At 60.0% G+C, this 21,898-nt stretch carries 13 protein-coding genes and 1 pseudogene; 10 read left to right on the top strand and 4 right to left on the bottom strand.

Annotated features, from left to right (window positions below):
• Positions 1–1,958, bottom strand: a pseudogene (locus tag ISP18_RS11110) (hypothetical protein); the annotation flags it as partial.
• A gap of 654 nt (positions 1,959–2,612) precedes the next feature.
• Between ISP18_RS11110 and ISP18_RS11105 the strand changes: the two are divergent.
• The 10 genes from ISP18_RS11105 to ISP18_RS11060 all read left to right on the top strand — a co-directional run bounded on the left by ISP18_RS11105 (position 2,613) and on the right by ISP18_RS11060 (position 18,917).
• Entirely contained in the window at positions 2,613–3,629 is a 1,017-nt protein-coding gene (locus tag ISP18_RS11105) for a glucokinase (RefSeq protein WP_380010883.1), read from the top strand.
• A complete protein-coding gene (locus ISP18_RS11100; RefSeq protein WP_380010880.1) occupies positions 3,626–5,962 on the top strand; it encodes a beta-N-acetylhexosaminidase in 2,337 nt (778 codons plus the stop codon). The genes ISP18_RS11105 and ISP18_RS11100 overlap by 4 nt, the downstream gene beginning before the upstream one ends.
• 194 nt (positions 5,963–6,156) lie before the next feature.
• The gene (locus tag ISP18_RS11095) at positions 6,157–9,369 is read left to right on the top strand and encodes a TonB-dependent receptor (RefSeq protein ID WP_380010877.1); all 3,213 of its coding nucleotides are present in this window, start codon (positions 6,157–6,159) and stop codon (positions 9,367–9,369) included.
• Positions 9,370–9,497: 128 nt separating this feature from the next.
• On the top strand, positions 9,498–10,886 hold the full coding sequence (locus ISP18_RS11090; RefSeq protein ID WP_380010874.1) for an APC family permease: 1,389 nt from the start codon (positions 9,498–9,500) through the stop codon (positions 10,884–10,886).
• A gap of 4 nt (positions 10,887–10,890) precedes the next feature.
• Positions 10,891–13,593 carry a glycoside hydrolase family 2 protein gene (locus ISP18_RS11085; RefSeq protein ID WP_380010871.1) on the top strand — a complete coding sequence of 901 codons (2,703 nt, stop codon included), beginning with the start codon at positions 10,891–10,893 and terminating at the stop codon, positions 13,591–13,593.
• Positions 13,594–13,609: 16 nt separating this feature from the next.
• Positions 13,610–14,617, top strand: a complete 1,008-nt coding sequence (locus ISP18_RS11080) for a LacI family DNA-binding transcriptional regulator (RefSeq protein WP_380010868.1) — start codon at positions 13,610–13,612, stop codon at positions 14,615–14,617.
• 52 nt (positions 14,618–14,669) lie between these two features.
• On the top strand, positions 14,670–15,515 hold the full coding sequence (locus ISP18_RS11075; protein ID WP_380010865.1) for a sulfotransferase family protein: 846 nt from the start codon (positions 14,670–14,672) through the stop codon (positions 15,513–15,515).
• A gap of 1,021 nt (positions 15,516–16,536) precedes the next feature.
• The gene (locus tag ISP18_RS11070; protein WP_380010862.1) at positions 16,537–17,940 is read left to right on the top strand and encodes an alginate lyase family protein; all 1,404 of its coding nucleotides are present in this window, start codon (positions 16,537–16,539) and stop codon (positions 17,938–17,940) included.
• Positions 17,941–18,222: 282 nt separating this feature from the next.
• The gene (locus ISP18_RS11065; RefSeq protein ID WP_380010859.1) at positions 18,223–18,558 is read left to right on the top strand and encodes a hypothetical protein; all 336 of its coding nucleotides are present in this window, start codon (positions 18,223–18,225) and stop codon (positions 18,556–18,558) included.
• The gene (locus ISP18_RS11060) at positions 18,555–18,917 is read left to right on the top strand and encodes a hypothetical protein (protein ID WP_380010856.1); all 363 of its coding nucleotides are present in this window, start codon (positions 18,555–18,557) and stop codon (positions 18,915–18,917) included. Before ISP18_RS11065 ends, ISP18_RS11060 begins: the two co-directional genes overlap by 4 nt.
• A 211-nt stretch (positions 18,918–19,128) precedes the next feature.
• Here the strand turns inward: ISP18_RS11060 and ISP18_RS11055 are convergent, their stop codons facing one another.
• Genes ISP18_RS11055 through ISP18_RS11045 form a run of 3 tightly spaced genes read right to left on the bottom strand, consistent with a single transcriptional unit; the run spans position 19,129 to position 21,876 of the window.
• Positions 19,129–19,722 carry a PqiC family protein gene (locus ISP18_RS11055; protein WP_380010853.1) on the bottom strand — a complete coding sequence of 198 codons (594 nt, stop codon included), beginning with the start codon at positions 19,720–19,722 and terminating at the stop codon, positions 19,129–19,131.
• Complete coding sequence (locus ISP18_RS11050) at positions 19,719–21,377, bottom strand: PqiB family protein (protein ID WP_380010850.1); 1,659 nt, start codon at positions 21,375–21,377, stop codon at positions 19,719–19,721. The genes ISP18_RS11055 and ISP18_RS11050 overlap by 4 nt, the downstream gene beginning before the upstream one ends.
• Positions 21,370–21,876, bottom strand: coding sequence for a paraquat-inducible protein A (locus ISP18_RS11045; protein ID WP_380010847.1), 507 nt, complete (start codon positions 21,874–21,876; stop codon positions 21,370–21,372). Before ISP18_RS11045 ends, ISP18_RS11050 begins: the two co-directional genes overlap by 8 nt.
• Positions 21,877–21,898: the final 22 nt, after the last annotated feature.

Below are 21,898 nucleotides of genomic sequence, written 5' to 3'. Positions count from 1 at the left end.
CTGTTGTAGGTGTAGCTCATCATGAACTCGCCGAAACGCGAGCGCGATTGCAGTAGATCGGTGCTGGGGTCGTAGGTGTTGGACAGTTCCGTCTCGCCGGTGCCGACATTGGTCACGGTCAGCGGCAAACCCAGCACCCATAGCTTCGCGTCGTTGACGTAGACCGTGGTTTCTTCGATCGAGGACTGCCCGGCGATGTCGTTGTAGCGCTTCACGTCCGTAGGCTGCGCATACGCGTTGAACAGCATCGCTTGCCAGGTGTAGTTCTGGCCGTCCTGGGTGATTGTGCGCTGGCTTACTGGCGACGATTCCATGACTTGCGCTGCATTATCTCGGTCCAGCAGGTCCGTACCGTAGGCCGTTGGCCACGGGCCGCCGGTGGGATTGGCATACGTGTTGATCTCCGAACGCATCAAGGTGCCGCCGGCGGCGCCGCTGTAAGAGTCTGTGCGCAGTAGCAATCCTTCCGTAGCATCGAAACGATTGCTGAAGGTATAGCGAGTGTCGTTGCCGTTCGGATCCGTGACATCGGTATAGACGGTGGTGGCGCATGTGCCGCTGGTTGCGCATGCGTCGTCGTTCCAGCTCAAATTCGGCGACGAATAACTGTAGCTCCACGTCTGTGTGGGCATGCCCGCGCCCGATAGCACTTCACTCGTTATGGAGAACTGGCCGGAGAACTCCGGAAACGTGGCATAAGGAGCACTGCTCTCTGAGCCACCATAACAGTTGTGGGGCACGTACGAACGGCCGCTCAGTCTCGGCGTCAGTATGAACGTGGCAGTCAGGCCCGAGGGTGCCGTCATCCTGGCGGTAGGATTGACGGCGGAAGAGACCGTTGGCACCGTTTTGGCCCCGCAGTTGGCGACCGACATAGTGACTTGCGCCGTATCGAAGCCGCCCCCCTGATAAGACCAAGCGCTACCATCGGGCAACTGCACGCCGGTCAAGTAAGGCAAGGTAGCCGTCGACGTGTCGTAGCTGTAAGTCCAGGTGCGCGACGCGACATTGGCCGCTTTAGCGGTAACCGTCTGGATCAACGGCGTGCCTGATTGGTAAGCGACATCCACCTCGCGGCCGTCATTGGCCGTGATGCTGGTTAGATAGCCCGTGCTGGAATCGTAGTTGTAGGTCAGCGTATTGCCGAAGCGATCCTGGATCTGCGTGACGTACATAAAAGCGTCGCGACGAAACAGGAAGCTGCTGCCACCATTGGTGAGTTCGTTGGCCGGACGATAGACGAGTTGGGCGAAGGTGTAGCGCGTGCCGTCGGGCGCGATAGCGAGGAACCCGTCACCGCCGTCACTGGCGGTGACGCCGCAAGCGATCATCCAGTTGTTCTTGGTGACGATCGGAAAGCTCATCCCACTTATGTTCGGCGAAAGCGAATTCGCGGACCCGCGTGGCATCAGAAGCTGACCACCTTGGCCTGGCACAAACAGTTTGTAGCCAGCCCAATATTGGTCTGCGGCAAATCCGGAGGCGCTTGTTCCGACGGGGGCAACGCCCGGCGGCGGTTTGAAGTTGGTGCACCGCTGCGTCGTACCCGTCGTCGCATCTACAAAGCCACCTGTCTGCCAGGTGGCCGTCGACGGGAGGCCTGGTCCCGCTACGATCGTTTCGATGCGCGGGATATCCAGATCCCAGTCGCCGAAGGGACGTTGCGCACTCCCATTTGTACTGTTCGGAAGGTAGTTCCAAAATGACAGTGTTCGCCCCACGGTGATCGCTAGGCCATTGCCTCGTAGGCTGACGTCGGTGACGTTGAACGACAACGTACCATCGTACGTGTTGATGTTTTCTCCGAACGGATGCTCGCCCAAGGGCTCGATATTTTGATCGACCTGGATCAGCTTCTGGTATTCCTGGTCCGGGGTCACCGACTGGGCATGGCACCAACCGGATAGCACCAACAACACCGCTACCCACAGGCAGCTCCCTTGCCAACGTGCACGCATCGAATTGTCCCCTTGGGTCTGCGCCTTGCGCGCAGGTACTTTTTTAATCAGAAACTAAAATCACACAGGTCGTCAATAGGCAAAATTCTTGCGACTGAAGGGCCAACTGGCGTGAGCCGATGGCCGCCAAACTGCTACTGGCTCTCCGGCAGAGCGGAGGAACCATCAGCACAGTATTCGGGTATTTGAGTCGGGCGACGTCCGCTTCGGATCGGAGCGGCCCTGCCCTATCCTTGATAACGCTCCCTAATCACTCTGCGTGAAAGTATGCCGCCAGCCAAGCGTAAACGCGCAATGCGCCTGCCGTAGCACCTTAAGCTGGGATAGCGGAGCTTCTCGATATCACCTGCTCCCTTTTACGCCAAGGATCCAGCACATCTTCTGCTGAGCCGTGACGCAACACGAAGTACCCGTGCGCGATGTCCAGTCCAACCTTGGGCTCGTCTAGCAGTAGCCAACGCAAACCCTCGGTGTCTTCCACACCTGAGCCACCACCTGCACCAGCTGCGCCCTGCCCGGGGCCTTTTACGCGCATGGTGCGCTACCGCTTGACACCGGTGTCAATTACGTTACAGGCTGATATACAGTTCCAATGCCGGGGGCGGGCTGGACGTGGCAGTTGACCATTCGGATCGATTGACGGGGATACCGGCAATGCCGTTTCTGGCGGCCGATATTGGCGGCACGCACGCGCGTGTTGCGCTGATGCGCGCCTCGCACGACGGGGTCCGCGGGGTCGAAACGCTTGCCTACCGGGTATTTGCGTGCGCAGAGTTCTCGATGCTGTCGGAGCTGTTGCAAGCCTTTGTCAACGCCGACGTGCAAGCCCCGGTGAAGCATTGCGTGCTCGCTTGCGCGGGCCAGATCATGGGCGACGAGGTCGTGAACGACAATCTTGCGTGGCCCATCCACCTGACGCAGCTGCGTCACGCGCTGGGCTTGGACGAGGTTGCCGTACTCAACGACTTCGAGGCGCTGGCATACGCGCTCGATGGCCCTCTCGCCGACGGCGGCCGCCACCTTTGCGGGCCAGACACGCGTTCCAGTGGCCCTACTTTAGTGATCGGACCGGGCACTGGCCTTGGCGCGGCGGCGCACGTTCCCGGCCCTGCCGGCGGCTTCGTGTTGACGACCGAGGCTGGCCAGATGGATTTCGCACCGAATTCGGTGCGCGAGCGCGAGGTTCTCGCGCACCTGGCGCCGAATGGCGGCTACGTGGCGTTTGAACACATCGTGTCGGGCCCCGGTCTGCTGACCGTCTACGCAACCCTGTGCACGCTGCGCGGGGAAACGCCGAAGCTGGCAACACCCGAAGCCGTCACGATGGCAGCCGTTGCCTGCAGCGACGCACAAGCCGTCGAAGCCGTGGAAATTTTATGTGCCTCGCTGGGGAGCTTTACCGGCAATCTTGCGATGGTCTTCATGGCCACAGGCGGCGTGTATCTCGCCGGCGGCTTCCTGTCTTCCATCTTCGAGTTGCTCAAGCGCAGCGCCTTTGAGGAGCGATTCCTGCACGGACGCAGCGCACGCGCGCTGCTGTCGCAAGTGCCGGTGTGGGTAACGGAACACGGCCATCACGGCGTGCACGGTGCGGCCCAGTGGTACCTCAGGCGTGGCATGTCGAGGGCGGAGTCGCTGCGGCATGCCGCAACAGGTGGCGTGGGCGCATGAGCCGCATCGTGACATCAAAATTTTCCCGTTGCCTGGTCATCGTGTGGCTGGCGACTACGGGCGTGGCTGTTGCCGTGCCTGCCGTCCCCCAGTGGTCGTTGCTGCCGCAGCCGGCAAAGGCTAGCCCCATCGGATCGGGTGCGACCGAAATCGCGAATGGTGCCGTGGTTTCGGTGCATGGCGCAGATCGCCAACAAATGCAGTCCATAGCAGAGCGGTTCGTGCAACGCGTGGCCGACACCAACGGCTTGAACTTGCGCGTGGCGACGACGGATGCTGCGCATCCTGTGATCACGTTCGATGTGAACCCGAATGCCGGTATCACGGACGATGCCGGCTATCGCATCACGGTGGATGACAGCGGCATCCTGGTCACGGCGCGCACGCCACGCGGTGCGTTTTATGGCAGCGTCACTTTATGGCAATTGCTGACGCCACCCGGATGGACGCGTGGCGCGCCCGTCGAGGTTGCTCATGGTGTCATCGACGATCACCCGCGTTTCGCGTGGCGCGCGCTGCTGCTCGACTCCGGGCGGCACTACCAGAGCGTGGCCGACATCAAGAAGCTGATCGACTGGATGTCGCTCAACAAGCTAAACGTGTTGCTCTGGCACTTGACCGAAGACCAAGGCTGGCGCCTCGAAATCCCCAAGTATCCCGAACTCACGAAAATCGGTGCATGTCGCAAGGCGGTGGGCCTCGACAGCGAACTGACTGGTTCCGCCGACCTGCCCTATTGCGGCTTTTATACGGAAGCAGAAGCGCGCGACATCGTGCGGTATGCCGCCGAGCGATATGTGGACGTGGTACCGGAAATCGATTTGCCCGGACATTCGCAGGCAGCCGTCGCCGCCTATCCGTGGCTGGGCGTCACCGGCAAGCGCCCGTCTGTGTGGACCGACTGGGGCGTCAGCCCGTGGCTGCTCAAGCCCGATGAAAAAACCTTGCAGTTTGTCGATGACGTGCTCGATGAGGTGATGCGGCTATTCCCTTCCCGATACATCTCGATGGGCGGTGACGAGGCCGACAAGCAGCAATGGAACGCATCGCCAGACGTGCGTGCGCAGATGCACAAGCTGAGCCTGGCAAACATGGACCAGCTGCAAGGCTGGTTCACGAATCAGGTCGCCGAGCATCTCATCAAGCACGGGCGCACGCCGGTTGGCTGGGATGACGAGCTCGTCGCCGGTGCGACGCTTCCGGCATCGGAAGTAGTGATGTCGTGGCACGGCAACGATAACGAGCGCGTGGCGCTCGCTGCCATCAAGCAAGGCCACGACGTGGTCATGACACCGCAGGAATCGCTGTACTTCGACCACTATCAGTCCGACCTGCCCGACGAATGGCAAGGGCCGCCCCCCGCAGCGACGTTGCGGCAAGCCTATGACACGGTCGTCATCCCGAACGGTGCGAGCGCGACCGAAGCACAGCGCATCATCGGCGTGCAGGGTGGTCTCTGGACAGAGCAGATGCCGACCTTTGCGCACGGTCAGCATGCGGTCTTCCCGCGCATCGCGGCGCTGTCGGAACTTGGCTGGTCGCCCTCGAGTGCACACGACTGGAATGGCTTTCTGCAACGCATGCCGGCCGAACTGGCGCGTTACCGCGCACTCGGCATCGACTATGCCGACAGTGCGTTCGCACCCGCCTTCCATGTGACTGCAACGGCCAACGGCGCGTTCCAGATCGAGCTATCCAATCAGGTGGCATTCGGGACGATTCGTTACACGACGGATGGCTCCGACCCGACCAACCAGTCCACCCCGTATGCGCAGCCAATCACGCTACCGGGCAACGCGACCTTGCGCGCCGCAACGTTTGCGCCGGACGGCCTCGAACTTACCGCGCCACGCACGCAGGTGTTGGATGAAACAACCCTGCTGAGCCGCGATAGCAGCGCGCTTGCAACGTGCTCCAAGCAGCCCGCCTCGCACCTGGAAGGCGGCAAATCGGCGCGAGGGTCGAGGCCGATTTATTCGGTAGATATCGGCAACGCTTGTTGGCTGTGGCCACAAGCGCCGCTGAACGGCGTCAAACATGTCGTGATGACTGTCGAGCGCATCACCTGGCGTTTCGGTGATGAAGCCAAGGACGCCGTGGTGCGCCGTAAAGCCAACGCGTCTGGCGAGTTCGAGATCCATGCCGATTCTTGCACAGGGCCACTGCTTGCGCGCTTGCCGCTGGAAAGCGCGATGCAGGCAAAAGGGCAAAGTCGTCTTGATGCAAAGGTTGCCATGCCGGCGGGGGCCGGCGTTCGCAATCTGTGCGTCTTCGCTACCGGCGATCCACGTGATGGCCAGTGGGCGTTGGCGCGAATGGTGTTTTCGAAATAAGCAGTACGCGGGGCAGACGTCCCGTGCAGTAGCACCGAGGGAAATGGCTTTGGCTTGGGAGGCCAAAGTTGGGGACATCGAGAGATTGCATCACGACGGCGTGCTAACCGGCAGGCACCGCCGGGTTACATGCGTTTTTGGAATACCACAGAGCACCTGAGGTTCGATAGGCAACACCAACGAGGTTAAAGCCCATGTCCACCGCACTTCGCAAGCGTCCATTGTCATTCGCCATCACCATGTCGCTGTTCGCCGTCGTGTCGACGTCGGCAGCAGCGTCGACATCCGCCGATACCCAGGCAGGCGGCCAGGCAACGCAAGCCACCACGGCGCAAACCACGCCGGCACCGAAGTCGCCTGACGCCAAGAAAGCCGACGCAAAGAAGGCTGACGCCAAGGCTGGCAGCAACGACGCGCAGAAGAACGCGACCACGCTGTCGACGGTGTCTGTCACCGGCGTGCGTGCATCGCAGGCGCGCGCCATCGATGTGAAACGTGATGCTCCGAACATCCAGGACAGCATCACCGCGGAAAACATCGGCGCGTTGCCCGACACCACCATCACCGACTCCCTGCAGCGCGTCACTGGCGTGCAGATCAACCGCGACGCCGGCGTGGGTACCTCGGTGGACGTGCGCGGCCTGCCCCAGGTCGGCACCATGTTGAACGGCGAAGTGTTCATCACGGCGGACCAGATCGACTCGCAGCAGCCCGACTTCACCATGTTGCCTTCCACGCTGTTTCATGGCGTGGACGTGGTTAAATCATCCACGGCCAACGAGACCGATGGCGGCATCAGCGGCGCCATCGACTTGCATACCTATCGCCCCTGGGATCTTCCCAGCGGATTTACCTACAGCTATTCCGCCGATGGAGAGCGCGGCAGTACCACCAGCCATTTGGGGCCCGAGGCTAACGGTCTCATTTCGTTCAACGACCATGGCCGTTGGGGCTTGCTGATCGCCGCTGATTTCTCCAACACCACGCGCATGAACGCAACCGAAGGTCTCGATCAGTACGGTGTGGTGCTGAATGGCGAGAACGCAGCCAGCGCGGGCAGCTACAACGGCTTTCTTTCCGCGTGGAATGGCGCGCCCATCCCGTCGAAGATCGTTCAGAACGCCGACGGCAGCGTGGATGTCAATGGCGACGGCAAGTCCAACGGTGTCTTCATGGGCAGTCAGGACATCGGCATCAATGACATCACCACGCAGCGGAAACGCAAGTCTGGCAATGCCTCGTTTCAGATGGATCTTGGCAATGGCTTGAGCCTGACCACCGACTACTTCTACTCGCAGCAGCGCGAGTACGACCGTAACGTCGGCATCCAATTCAACTCCACCAACTGGCAGGGTGCGACTTACGTGCCGCTGCAATCGCGCGATACCGGAAGCCCCGCCCTCGGCGCCTACGGCACACCGCAGCCAGGCTGGCAGGGCTCGCAGATATTCACCACGCAGGTGTACGAAAAGTGGCCAGGCGACGTGGAGTCGTACTCGCAGATCATCCAGAAAAGCTCGAATGCGAAGAACTTAAACCTCCAGTTGGATTACGACGACGGCGGACCTTTCACAGCAAGCGTGCGTGGCATCCATGACACGGCGTTCCAGTCGAACGAAGAAACCGACGTCAACATTTCCGATTCCGACGGCGCACTATGGCCCAACGTACTGATGCCCGGCGCCACCGTGCCGCCCGGCACCTTCGTCTACCCGGCGCAGTTGGGTGGCAACCGCGTGTTCAATGCCAACGGCGTTCCCCAGAACACGATTCCGATCATCGCGAACTTCGATAACCGCTATCTCAAGGTCAGCATGCCTGCCTCGCTGGCTGCCGATTTCGCCAACCCCAACGGCTGGACCATGAAGACGTTGGAATCCTCCGGCGACTACGACCGCAAGGTGGCGCTGAACGCGCTGCGCTTTGACGGAAAATACGATTTTCAGGACGGTTTCAAGCTCGAATTCGGCTTGCGCAACAGCATCCGCAACGCCGACAACAATGGCTGGACGCTGGAAACACCGGTTTATGCGGGCATGGGCGCCAGTGACCCGAATGGATGTCTGGTGCGCTATGTCGGTGCCGACGTGGTCTTGAATAGCGGTTCCTGCACCGCGAGCAACGCGTTGGGCTACTTCCGCGCCGGGCCGCTGTCTGCGATATCGATGCCCAATACTGCTGCACCGCTGTCGGGCAACTTCAAGCAGTACACCAACCTGCTTGGTTCGGGCATCAACTTCTGGGCGATTGATCCTAACGCCATGGTCAATCCCATTTCGTACTGGAAATCGCTCTACCCCAACACCACCGAGGTGGCTGAGCCGGGAACGACATGGGCCGTGCGACTGAAGGAGTTGACGGGCTATGTGCAGGGCGATTTCGATGGCACCATCGGCGACATGCCATACAGCGGCAACGTGGGCGTGCGCATGATCCACACCAATCTGGACGTTACCCAGTATTTGAGCGGCGCCCCGGGTGCGTATGGCGACGAACCCGCGCAAGCAGGTACTTCCCTCACCAAGCGCAGTTATCAAGACGTGCTGCCTTCGGCCAACTTCTCGTTGGATCTGACCGACAGCCTGAAGTTTCGATTGGCCGCTTCCAAGAACATGATGCCGCTGGATCTCAGCACCTGGGCCGGTGGTTTACAGTTGAACTACTCGTTGGCGGAGACGCCGCAGGGGCCGATCTTCCGCGTTTCGAATGGCACTTCGACCGGCAACCCGAGCCTCAACCCGTGGCGCTCCACCAACTATGGCGCATCGCTGGAGTACTACATCAACCCCACCAGCATGCTCAGCCTCGCACTGTTCCGCATCAACGTGCAAAGCTTCATCAAAAACGGTAGCGTGACCAACTGCACCCTGCCCGACGAAGATGGCGTGGTTCGCGATCATTGCATCGTGATCACCGAACCCGTGCAGGGCACCGGCAACCGCATCCAGGGCGCGGAGTTCGATTATCGCCAGGGCTTCACCTTCCTGCCGAGCTTTCTGTCCAAGACAGGCATGGAGGTAAACGCCACGTATGCACCGAGCAACTCGGGCGAAAGGGATCTGTCTGGCAGCAAAATTCCGTTCCAGGATAACTCCACCGAGTCCGGCAACTTCATCCTGTGGTACCAGGACGATCACTTCCAGGCCCGCCTTGCGTACAACTATCGTTCGCGGCGCGCGGTGATGGACAGCGTGGGCGGCATCACGGGCATGGAGATGTACGAGGCGCCGCAGAAGTACCTCGACGCGTCGATTTCCTACAAGTTCAGCAAATACGTCGAAGTGTTCCTGGACGGCACCAACCTCACCAACGAGTACCAGCATTACTACCTCGTGTGGCCCGACCAGCCTGCGCACTCGACGTTCTCCGAGCGCATGTTCATGTTGGGCGTACGCGGCCAGTGGTAACCGGAGTGCCGTGACTTAAAAAACGGCATACGCCCCTGGCCGTCATTCCCGCGAAAGCGGGAATGACGGCCAGGCAGGATTGGCAGCCCCACGCAACCCCATTCGCACCCCACCAACACAAGGCAAGCATGCAGGACTCCAACGCGCCCCAACCCGTTCGCGACAACGCCTTCCATCGCTCCATCGGCCTGTTCTCGGGAACTGCGATCAACATGACCCAGATGTGCGGCATCGGGCCGTTCATCACCATTCCCATCATGGTCGCGGTGATGGGCGGTCCGCAGGCGGTGATTGGTTGGATCGCCGGCGCCATCCTGGCCATGGCCGATGGCCTGGTCTGGGCCGAACTCGGCGCGGCCATGCCGGGGTCCGGTGGAACGTATGTCTACCTGCGCGAAGCGTTCCAGTACCGCACCGGCAAACTGATGCCGTTCCTGTTCATATGGACGATGCTGCTGGCGATTCCCTTGCTGATGTCCACGGGCATCATCGGCATGGTGGAGTATCTGGGGTTCTTCTTCCCCAACCTGGGCTGGTGGCCGGTGCATCTCATCAGCTTGGTGGCGACCACCATCGTTACCTGGCTGCTGTATCGCCGCATCGAATCGGTTCGCGCGATCACGATCGCGCTGTGGGTCATCATGCTGGTCTCCGTCGTCGGCGTGGCGGCGGCAGGCTTCTCACACTTCAATGCGAGCTTCGCCTTCGCATACCCGGCCGGCGCATTTAGCAGCCACTTTTTCATGGGGCTTGGCGCGGGACTGATCATTGGCATTTACGACTATCTCGGCTACAACACGACCGCTTACATCGGCGACGAGCTGCGCAATCCGGGCCGGACGATGCCCGGCTCCGTCATCGTCTCAGTGATCGCGATGATGTTTATCTATCTCCTCCTCAACATCAGCGTGCTTGGCGTGGCGCCGTGGCAGGACATTGCTCAGTCCAAATCGGTGGCTTCGTTAGTGGTGGAGCGTAGTTGGGGGCATCTGGCTGCCGCCATCATGACCGTCCTCATCATCGTGACAGCGTTCGCCTCGGTGTACACCGGCCTGCTGGGTGGCTCCCGCGTGCCCTTCCAGGCAGCGCATGACAAGGTGTTCCTATCCGTGTTTGGACACCTGCACGCGAAGCACGGCTTTCCGCACGTGGCACTGCTTACGATGGGCGTGGTGACGGCCATCGGCACATTCTTTGATCTGACCGAAGTCATCAACATGCTGCTGGCCGCAACCATCATCGTGCAGTCCATTGCGCAGGTCGCCGCGTTGGTCGTGTTGCGCAAACGCCAACCCAATCTTGATCGCCCGTATAAGCAATGGCTTTACCCTGTGCCATGCGTGATCGCGCTGCTGGGGTGGGTCTACGTGTACGTGTCCGCGTCGACTTTGTCGCTGATCCTGTCCAGCATATGGATCGTCGCTGGCCTCGTGGTGTTTGCGATGTGGGCCAGACACAACCAGTCGTGGCCGTTCGCGCCCGTTGAAATACGCGAAACCTATCTTGAGAAACAGTGACGCCATGCAAACTCCAGCCAAGCACGTGCTTTGGATGATGGCCGCGATGGTGGTATCGGCCGCACACGCCCAAACAAACTACGCCCCCACTCAGGTAATCGCCGACATCGGCTCCACCACCGCCATCGATCGTTGGCAAATTCAAGACAGCGCGAAGGCGCAGCAAAGTGGTGCCGACATCTCTTCGACAGGCTTCTCCACCGAGGGCTGGTACCCGGTGAGTGGTCGAGCAACCGTCATGGCCGGACTGTTAGAAAACGGTACGTACAAGAACGACGTGTTCTACAGCGACAACCTGCGTGCGGTGCAGGTGCCGGACTCCAGCGGCAGCCTCTTCGTGACACCTTGGTGGTACCGCGCCGAATTCACGTTGCCGAAAAATCTGGCAGGGCGACATACGTTGCTGCGCACCAACGGCATGATCGCGAGCGCCGACGTGTGGATAAACGGGCATCTGGTCGCCGACCACGCCGACGTTGCCGGAGCCTATCCCGTGCACGAGTTCGACGTGACGCGCTGGGTACACACGGGCGCCAACATCCTCGCCATGCGCGTGCATCCGGCCGATCCAAGAATGAGCCTGTCGATGGGTTGGGTGGACTGGAACCCTACGCCCCCGGACAACAACATGGGTCCGTGGCGCGGCGTGGACATCGTGCAGACCGGCCCTGTCGAGTTGAGCTTTCCACAGGTTCTTTCGACGCTGCGGCTACCCGATCTCGCGCGCGCCACGCTGGACGTGAAGGTGAGCGCGAAGAACCTTGATACGGTGGCGCATGATGCAACGATCACCGGCACCGTGGCCGGCGTTCCCATACAACAGACCGTTCACCTCGCGCCTGGGCAAACGCAAGTCGTTTCGTTCTCACCCAAGACAACCCCTGCCCTCGCACTGGATCACCCGAAGATCTGGTGGCCAGTCGGCATGGGAGAACATCCGCTGTACCAACTCGAGATGATCGCCGCAGTCGATGGCGCAACATCCGACCGAGCCAACGCGACGTTCGGCATACGCAGCGTCAGTTCGAGCCTGACGAAGCAGGGCTATCGCCAGTTCTTCATCAACGGGAAACCCGTGCTGATCCGCGGTGGCGGCTGGGCGCCGGATATGTTCTTGCGCGATGACCCCGCGCGCATGGAGGCCGAGTTCAGCTACGTCGTCAATCTCGGCCTCAACACCATCCGCAGCGAAGGCAAGCTGGAGAATCAGCGTTTCTACGATCTCGCCGACCGCAACGGCATTCTGGTATTGGCGGGCTGGGAATGCTGCGACAAGTGGGAGTCGGCGGCCAAGACCGGCGGCGCGCCCTGGAATGCTGCCGACATGAAAGTGGCTGAAGACTCCATGGCCAGCGAGGCACGCCTGCTTCGCAACCATCCATCCGTGATCGGCTTCTACATCGGCAGCGACAACGCGCCTCCGCCGCCCATCGCAAAGATGTACGTCGATACGCTGCGCGCCGAGGATTGGTCGTTACCCATCATCTCGGCGGCTGCCGACCAGGGGACTGCCGAAGCCGGACCTTCCGGCATGAAGATGGCCGGCCCTTACGACTGGATACCGCCAGCGTATTGGTACGCCGACAAGCTGGGCGGCGCGTTTGGCTTCGACTCGGAAGTCAGCGCAGGTGCGGATATTCCACGTATGGAAGATGTGCAGCGCATGCTCTCGCCGCAGGAACAGGAAGCACTGTGGAAATACCCGGAGGCGAGGCAGTACCACGCCTCCGCGGACTGGTCGACATTCGCCGTACTTACACCATTCGACAAGGCACTCGCCCATCGCTACGGTGCACTCACGAGTCTTGCCGACTATGTCGCCAAGGCCCAGCTCGACAACTACGACAACGTCCGCGCGCAATTCGAAGCGTTCAACGCGCACATGGATGCAGCGAAGCCGGCGACCGGCGTCATCTACTGGATGCTCAACAACGCATGGCCCTCGTTGCATTGGCATCTGTACGACTACTTCATGAATCCCGCTGGCGCCTATTTCGGTGCCAAGAAAGCCAACGAGCTGGTGCACATCCAGTATTCATACGACTCGAACGGCATCGTCCTGGTGAACCACGCACTTGACGATGTCCATGGCCTGCAAGCGAACATCCGCGTGCGCAATCTGGACGGTAGCGCGCGTTACGAAAAGCACCTGCAGAACATCGACCTTGCCGGGAACCACACGCGGCAGTTGGCAACACTGCCGGCCATTGCCGGCCTGTCATCCGCATACTTCATCGAACTCGACCTCGCCTCTTCCGACGGCAAGCCGGTCAGCCGCAACGTCTACTGGCTGTCCACGCGATCGGACGCGCTCGACTGGGCGCATTCGAACTGGTATCTCACCCCGGTTACGCAGTACGCGGACCTGACCGCATTGCAGACCTTGCCGGCCGCGACGAGTGAGGTCCGCGCAACGACGCGGCGCGAGGGAAAGGATGACGTCACCACGATCACGCTGTCGGTGCCCGCGTCGTCCAAGGTCGTGGCGCTGTTCCAGCACATGTCGATCAGGCGAGGTGCGCACGGCGACCTTGCGCTGCCGATACGGTGGAATGACAATGACGTCACGCTTTGGCCCGGCGAGTCGATCACCCTGACCGCGCGATACGAATCGCAGGGAACGACCGTACCTGTCGTCGAAATGAGTGGGTGGAACGTTCCGGCCCAAAGCGTTACGGCGACCGCCACGCAGGGAACAGATCATTGAAGACGCAAAGGCTTCCATGTCACGCGTGACCATCAACGATGTCGCCCGTGCGTCGGACACTTCGAAAAAGACCGTATCGCGCGTGCTCAATAACGAGCCGAACGTACGTGACTCGGTGCGGGAACGCGTGCTTGCAGCCGTTGCGAAACTCAACTACCGGCCGCTGACCTCGGCGCGCAGCCTGGCGACGAACCGCTCCTTCATGATCGGCTTGCTCTACGACAACTTGTCGCCCAGCTACATCATGGAAGTTCAAGCAGGCGTGCTGGAAGCGTGCGAAGCAAGGCAATACAGCATGATGGTGCAGCCGCTGGTCTCGACGGCGCCGGACTTCGTCGAGCGTGTCGAGGGCATCCTCTCGCGGCACCAGCCCGATGGACTGATCCTTACGCCCCCCATCACCGACCACAAGAAACTGCTCGATCACCTGCACAAGACCGACCTTCCCTTCGCTTCGATCGCCCCACGCCAACCCAAGGGCTGCATCGGCGTGATGCTACGTGAGCGCGAAGCCGCCGCAGCGATGGTGGAGCACCTCGTATCGCTGGGCCACCGACGGATCGCCCACATCATTGGCGACCCCAAGCACGGCGCGGGCATCTGGCGCCTCGCTGGTTACCGCGATGGCTTGAAGCGCGCGGGGTTGAAGGAAAACCCTGCATACATGGTGCAGGGCCAGTTTTCCTTCGAGTCTGGCGTGGCTGCGGCCCGCCGGCTGCTCGCGCTGAAGCACCGGCCAACCGCCATTTTCGCGGCCGACGACGACATGGCCGTCGGTGCAATTTGGGCCGCCGCGGAGGCCGGGGTATCGGTTCCCCGCGAGATTTCCATTTGCGGCTTCGATGACACCACGATCGCGACGCAAGTGTGGCCACCGCTGACCACCGTCCACCAACCCGTGCGCGACATGGGTAAGCGCGCTACCGAGGAGTTGCTGCTTCGCGTGCTGGGCAAAGGAGAAGCCCGCATGGTCGAAGTCGGCTACGAAATGCGCATGCGCGCATCGACAGCACCCGCGCCCTGAATCGGTCGCCATCTTGCGGCCCACGCCACCGATCGAGAGGAGAAAAGCTCACATGCCTGCCACGCCAGACGTCAGCAACTCGCCACGGAAGTTCCACTTCATTTCCGGGCTACCGCGCGCCGGTACCACGCTGCTGGCCGCCATCCTCAATCAGAATCCGCGCTTCCGCGCGGGCATGACCAGCCCGCTTGCAGACATCATGGGCGTGGTGATGGCGGAAGCAAGCAGCAAGAACGATTTTTCGTTCGATGTGTCCGACGAACAGCGTGTCGCACTGTTGCGCGGGCTAGTCGAGAACTTCTACTCGGTACAGGCTGACGCCGGCGTGGTGTTCGACACCAGCCGGCTGTGGTGCAGCCGGATGCAGTTGCTCAACACGCTGTTCCCTGGGGTAAAGGTCATTGCGTGCGTGCGCCAGTTGGCATGGGTGCTCGATAGCATGGAGCGATTGGTGCAGAGGCAACCGGTCAGCGTCAGTAAGGTGTTCCGCTTCGACACCAACACCACGGTGTACTCACGCGTTGAGGCGTTGACCGATCCACGCGGCATGGTGGGCTTTGCCTACCAGGCCACCAAAGAAGCGTTTTACGGCCAGTACGCGCAAAAACACCTGCTCATGCTGACCTACGAAAGCCTGGTGCGCGATCCCGCCGTGGCCATACGCGCGGTCTACCAATTCCTGGACGAGCCGTGGTTCGAGCACGACTTCGACCACATCGAATACAACGCTAACGAGTTCGATGCCCGCGTCGGCATGCCCGGCCTGCATTCCGTTCGGCCGAAGGTGGCGTCGATCGAACGCCAGCCCGTCCTGCCGCGCGACATCTTCGGACGCTTCGCGAACGAAGCGTTCTGGATGGATCCTAAGAACAACGTCAACCAAGTACCCATCGTGTAAGTTAAACGCCGTCCTACATGGCCCCTCTCATTGGGATCTCCGTGGCGCCTCCTGCCGGCGCCGAATGCCAATCATTCGTCGATAGAAGGATGGGGGTTCCAATCAGGCTTTTTCGTCGCCCATCAAGTCCGGGGCCGGCGATGCAGGACAGATCTCAGCGCGTGCGATCCGCAGATGCTTTAATCGTCCGCCGATTTTTGAGATGCACCGATGGAAGCCCTGCCTGATCCCACCCTCACCCACGTCACCCTGACCTCCACCCGCCCCACTAACCATGCGTCTGCCATGTGGATTCGAAAGGTGTGGATTACCGTCCTGCTTCTGGGGATCAGCTCCGCTGCACTGTGCGCCCAGCACACTCCGCCCCCTCTCTTCGGAGGAGTCCTCCATGCTCGTGGCCCACATGGGGTCTACGCGGAGATACGGTTCGAGCCCCATCGCTTGGTCGCGCAGGTACATGAGCCCCACATGTGCGTCTTACATGCCCATCTCGTGCACGGAGATCCGCACACCAGCCGCTACGCCATCGAGACACCTCAGGGCGGACGCTTCTGCGATGAACTGGTAGGCGGAGAAATCGTAATCCGTCCACATTCGCCGAATGACGTGATAGCAGAGTTCCGATCGGCGCGTATGGACTGGTCAGGGGAGTTTCGCAGCCACACGCCGGGCCGCTGACTCTTTGGACGAGGCGGCGGCGTTTGATGAAGCCGACCCGCAAACCCATAACGGCTCATCGTAGTGGCGATGCCGTATCAAGGCGTGGTACACGAAAGCCATCCACTAGATGGCCGTTCCTTCGTTCTCCACCGACCGCACCGCTGACGTGCGGCCCCCTAAATCGGCAGCTCGTCCGACGACATGGATATCCGCACCGAAATTCATTGAGGCGCGATGTTCGTGATGGACGTCTCGCGGCCACACGCTTGGCCCAATTGGGGATGCATGGTGGCCCACCATGACCATGACGCGCATGGGTGGCGCACCATAATCGTTCGGACTTCTTCCACGAACTGTCCGTATGCACCTGAAAACATTTCCGCCACTGCGAATCCTTACGTCATTGATCGTTGCACTCGCCATCTGCGGGGGCACCATGGCGAGTGAGGCTGCGACCGCGGCCACAGTGCCGTCCCCCAGCACAACGGTGGCAGCCACGTTCGTTCATCCCGGCGTGATGCATACAGCCGACGATCTCGCACGAATCAAGGCACATCTGGCGCAGGCGCCATGGTCGAGCGGATATGTCGCACTGAAGAACGATCATTACTCTTCCCTCACCTATCAAACCCGAGGTGGACATTGCTCAAAGGTGGTGAGGGGTACCCCCTCCCAATGCATCAACGAATTCAATGACGACGCCAATGCGGCCTACCAGCAGGCGCTGATGTGGGCTCTGAGTGACGATCCGCGCTACGCCACGAATGCCATTCGGATTCTCAATGCATGGTCCGGCACATTGAAGTCCATTGAAGGGCACGATGCACCGCTGGCAGCCGGGCTGAACGGATTCAAGTTTGCGGCCGCAGCGGAACTTATTCGCTATACCAACGCTGGCTGGTCGGCGCACGACATCGCCGCCGCGGAAGCGATGTTTCGCAATGTCTTCTATCCGGTGATCAAAGACTTCGCTCCCTATGCGAACGGCAACTGGGATTCCGGTTGCATGAAGGCCATGATGGCGATCGGCGTTTTCAACAATGACTGGGGACTGTTCAACCGTTCACTGGACTACTACTACAACGGCCCCTCCGACGGAGCCCTGACGAATTATGTGATCAATACGTTGGGGGAGACCCAAGAAAGTGGGCGTGACCAGGCCCACACGCAGCTCGGCATCGGCAACCTTGCCGAGGTGGCCGAAGTGGCATGGGCGCAGGGGTTCGATCTTTATGCCGCTCATAACAATCGCCTGCTTGCCGGTTTCGAGTATGTCGCCTCCTACAATCTCGGCAATAACGTGCCGTTCGTACCCACCGTCGATACGACGGGCAAGTATCGCCACAACACCATCTCGAATCTGGACCGAGGAGCATTCCGCCCCATTTATGAGATGGTTTATAACCACTATGTCCTCCGCAAAGATCTATCCGCACCTTACACTCGACAGGTAGCGGATCACCTGCGCCCAGAAGGGCGCACACCCTATGCCGACAACACAGGTTTCGGCACGCTGCTGTTTACTCAGGATGCCATCCGTCTCCTGACGCCCCGAGGCACGGGTAGCGCGCCGACTGGTTTTGCTGTTTGCGCCAAAGAAGGCGGAATCTGCAAAATTTCGCAGGGCACGGGTCTTGTGGCTTATGGTGCGCATGGCGTCTGGCAATACCGCGAAGTCGGTGTCGGCCACTCCATCGATTGCTCCAACGCTACTTTCAGCGACCCGCTAGAGGGAGTCGTTAAGACGTGCTCCATGCAGCAATGATGGGGATGTCGCGAATGCGCATGGCTTGAGGCTCTTCGTTTAAATCGGCCACCGGGTCGCGTCAGACCCGGTGCTGATCTAAGGTACTTGGCGTCCGTCAGCCGGAGGGAAGGATGCAACTTTGACTGGTGTGCAACTCTTTCTCTGCACCTTCGACGCTGAAGCCTTCGACTGTACACCGAAGCTCATAAGCATTGGCTCTCAGTGCCCCTGGTGCGCGATAGGGCTTCATCTCTTTGATATATTCCCATCCTGAGGCGTTTGATTTGTTGGAGCCCGAGCATGGACCTTGATATCGGAATGAGAGATCGCATCGGCCGCACCCTTGCACGCAATCTGGATCAGAGCGAAGAAGGAAGCGTTGCGGGATTTCTTGAGTTCTCTGAGCGGGACATTTCAGATATACGACTGCTATTGGAACGCGATCGGCTCGGTGCGATCGCTTACGTTCTATTTCGGCTAAAGAAGGCGACCCTCAATTCTGTGGTGTCATATTGCGCCGATGTCATCGAGCGTCGGGTGCCTGTGGAGGAATGGCTTCCATCATTCAGTGAATGGGAAAAGTCGGCAGGCCGCGTTAGGCAGGCGTCACCTAACTCAGACGTTGAGACGCCATGAAACATATTCGAATCATTGCCGTTCCCCCTGGGGAAGCTCCGGCGCGAATCCGCTCGGCCTGGATTGGGGTCACACTCCCTCTTGCAGATATGCCCCATCCTCAACCAAACGTGTGGAGCACTGTCGGTGTTCTCAGCAAGAATCGCGGCTTGCTCGCGAAGTTGAAAAGTCTATTTCGGGTTCAGCTGATCGAACAACCTACTCCAAGCTATGTCGTCAGTGTCGTCGCCGCTATCGAGTCGTTACGCGCCCAATCTCCATCTGCTGCGGACTGGTGGGAACGCCACACCCCGCACCTGATCAAACCGGGCCAGATGTTTTGCTTCGACGCCTCCTGCTGTGAGGAGATTGTGTCGTGATGCCAACCAGCCTGCCCGGCACTCTCTTTTTGGGTGTGACTCAACGAAACAAAATCCAAGAAAAGCACACCCACTCGTTTAGGCCGAGTGCCGCGCTGGCTAGTCGGTAACACGGCCTCCACATTAGGATCCCTGCCCTCACTTGCTTGACATCGGCCAGGGCGTTCCGCCTCAGCGGCAAGCTCCCATATTTGAAAGAAGCTTGAAGCCGTCAGCGCATCGGACAAACAGGAACTTGGTGGCTGGCCATGGCAATCACCCCCGTAGCTATATCGCCCGCCAAAGCAGCAAAGACTCGTTGCTGGGCATTCACCACGCCATCGATTCCGCCCTGCGCGGGTTCGACGATTACGCGCTGGCAAGACCATGACTTCGCGGCTGCCCCATCACCTGAAGCCACCCACCAGTTGGCCACCAGCTCAACATGAGACGCTAAGGTTGCATCGAGCTTTTGAACCTGCACCCCGACCCGCGGAATCGAATACGACGCATCGGCCCCGTTTTGAACATCCTCCACACCGTAGTCGCGCCTCCATGCATCGTCCAGAGCACCCCGGATTTCATCAGTCAGCGGTGCAGCCCATCGATCCACTGGCTCACGAGTCAAGGTGTTATTGCTCGCACGAACCACCAATTGCTCCGTATCCACTTCAGCAGGGATTTGCACCACGGTCAGGCGCACTCGATATCGAGGCGACGACATCTGCGCAGTGTCACTGGCAGGTTGCAAGGTATGGTAGCGAAATCCGGGTGAAGCGCATCCACTCAGAAGCGCAAGCCCGATCACCAGCGGATAACGCTTCATGGATGACTGCCTTCTGGCGCTTGGGTCCCCGAGGAGGGTTGGGATGGTGACGCGTTCGAACGTCCTCGAATGAGGGACTCGGGATGTTCGTTCAAAAGGTCGGACAGATTTCGCAACGAGTAACTGAGCCGCGTGAGCTCAATGAGCATTTGGTTGAGGTTCGTTTGAAGCGTGGAGTTCGGTTGCAATGCGCCGTTCGCAGACTGGAAGGTCAAGTTCGCCTGACCCAAGGTCGCGTGTGCCGACGGCAGGGTCTGCGTGTTGAGCAAATGGAGTGTGGTGCCTAGCTCCGCGATATCGTGATCGACCCCGCGTCCAATCGAGTCGAACGGAATTTTGTGGACCTTGGCGACGACATCGGCCAACTGCTCTTGCAGTTGGCTCAGGCTACCCGGAACGGTAGGGATCATGAGCGGCCTGCGCTGTTCGTCAAACACAGCTGGCGGCGCATGGGGCACGAAATCGAGCGAGATGTAGAGCTGCCCGGTGAGCAGATTGCCGGTGCGCGCCTGGGCCCTCAACCCATCCTTGACCATCGAAGCCACGAAGGCAGCCGCCTGCGCGTCGTTCCCCTGGCGGGAGGGAAACTTGGCCAACACTGGCCCCAGTCGATGTTCGTAGACCGCAATGTCCACGACCACGCTGAACTTTCGTGTCGACGGCTCGTAATCCAGGACAACGTTGCGCACATCGCCCACGTCCACCCCAAAGAACTCAACTGTCGCACCTTTCTCTAACCCACGAAGGGCTTCTGGAAATCGAAGTCGGAAGAAGAGCGGCGTGCCTTGCCTATCGGACATGGCGGATTCTTGATCGGGCGCCAGCGCAAACTCGGTATCTTGCGCAACCTCAGTCAAGTTGGTGATGTCGGGCGTATTGTCGAAGGCGATGCCCCCTGACACGATCGTCGCCAGCGATTGTGTTCGCATCTTCAAGCCGCCTGAAGTCAGCGAAACGTCCACGCCACTCGCGTTCCAGAATCGAGTGGCGGCGCTGACGAATTGGTCGTAAGGCGAGCGCACAAAGACCCGGATCGATACTGTCTTCGTCGCCGCATCCATCGAATAATCGGACACTCGGCCAACATCGATGTGGCGGAAATACAAAGGCGAGCCAATGTTGAGCGAATTGAGATCGTCCGTCTTCAACACGAAGCTGCGCCCTTGCTCCCCGGTCGTCACCATCGGACGGTTGTCGAGCGCCACGTAGGACTGTTTCCGCTTCGTGGACGTACCCGGGTCCACCGCGATATAGGCGCCGGAGAGCAATGTATCGATGCCCGACACGCCGCCCGGACCAATTTGCGGGCGCACGATCCAAAAGCGTGTATCCGCGTGGAGCAAGCGCTGGGCACTTCGTTGAAATTGGACTGTTGCCAGGACGCGATTATCGTCATCGCTCAGCGCCACCGCCGTGACGGTGCCGACCACAACCTCCTTGTATTTGACGAACGTTTTTCCGGACTGCAAGCCGGAAGCGGTATCGAAAGAGATGACGATCGTTGGCCCTTGTTGAAGGCGAGCATGGATCAGCAGCCCCAGGCCGATGGCAATGGCAATGAGCGGCACCACCCAAACGATCGGTGTGCGATGCTTCTTGGGTTGCATACGTGGATCGCGAAAGGATCCCGACGTGGCACTCGTCGATTCAGCCATGATCTACCTTCCGATCCCAGGTTAGACGTCCATCAAAACTGAGCGCTGACAGCATGGTCAGCACCACTACCGATCCAAAGAACACGATGCCCAAGCGCGGCTCGGCTTCGCCCAGCGCTTGAAATTGAATGAGTGCGGCCACGATGGCCACGACGAGCACATCGAGCATCGACCAGTAACCAATCCCTTCAACAAACTTCAACAGCCGAGTCTTGCTGACCATGACGTGTTCGGAAACGTTGCGATTCCACAACAGATAGCCCATGGTGATGAACTTGGTACAAGGCACCGCCACGCTCGCCAGAAAAATCAGCAGCGCGATGTCCCACGACCCCGATTCCCAAAATTCCATGATGCCGCCAATGATGGTGCTGTCGGCCTCATCTCCTAGCATCTTGGTATACATCACCGGATACACATTAGCCGGGATGTACAGGACCAATGCGGCGATCAGATATGCAGCTGATCGCGCGTACGAGTTGCGTTTGCGTCCATACAAGACGCTTCCACATCGCGCACAA

Source organism: Dyella humi (assembly GCF_044904605.1).
GTDB lineage: Bacteria > Pseudomonadota > Gammaproteobacteria > Xanthomonadales > Rhodanobacteraceae > Dyella_B > Dyella_B humi.
Note: the sequence above shows the minus strand (reverse complement) of the source record. Positions and strands in the feature narration are given on the sequence as shown.

Excerpts from the sequence above, each read along its gene's own strand:
- ISP18_RS11105 (WP_380010883.1), top strand. The coding sequence starts at position 2,613 with ATGCCGTTTCTGGCGGCCGATATTGGCGGCACGCACGCGCGTGTTGCG.
- ISP18_RS11100 (WP_380010880.1), top strand. The coding sequence starts at position 3,626 with ATGAGCCGCATCGTGACATCAAAATTTTCCCGTTGCCTGGTCATCGTG.
- ISP18_RS11095 (WP_380010877.1), top strand. The coding sequence starts at position 6,157 with ATGTCCACCGCACTTCGCAAGCGTCCATTGTCATTCGCCATCACCATG.
- ISP18_RS11090 (WP_380010874.1), top strand. The coding sequence starts at position 9,498 with ATGCAGGACTCCAACGCGCCCCAACCCGTTCGCGACAACGCCTTCCAT.
- ISP18_RS11085 (WP_380010871.1), top strand. The coding sequence starts at position 10,891 with ATGCAAACTCCAGCCAAGCACGTGCTTTGGATGATGGCCGCGATGGTG.
- ISP18_RS11080 (WP_380010868.1), top strand. The coding sequence starts at position 13,610 with ATGTCACGCGTGACCATCAACGATGTCGCCCGTGCGTCGGACACTTCG.
- ISP18_RS11075 (WP_380010865.1), top strand. The coding sequence starts at position 14,670 with ATGCCTGCCACGCCAGACGTCAGCAACTCGCCACGGAAGTTCCACTTC.
- ISP18_RS11070 (WP_380010862.1), top strand. The coding sequence starts at position 16,537 with ATGCACCTGAAAACATTTCCGCCACTGCGAATCCTTACGTCATTGATC.
- ISP18_RS11065 (WP_380010859.1), top strand. The coding sequence starts at position 18,223 with ATGGACCTTGATATCGGAATGAGAGATCGCATCGGCCGCACCCTTGCA.
- ISP18_RS11060 (WP_380010856.1), top strand. The coding sequence starts at position 18,555 with ATGAAACATATTCGAATCATTGCCGTTCCCCCTGGGGAAGCTCCGGCG.
- ISP18_RS11055 (WP_380010853.1), bottom strand. The coding sequence starts at position 19,722 with ATGAAGCGTTATCCGCTGGTGATCGGGCTTGCGCTTCTGAGTGGATGC.
- ISP18_RS11050 (WP_380010850.1), bottom strand. The coding sequence starts at position 21,377 with ATGGCTGAATCGACGAGTGCCACGTCGGGATCCTTTCGCGATCCACGT.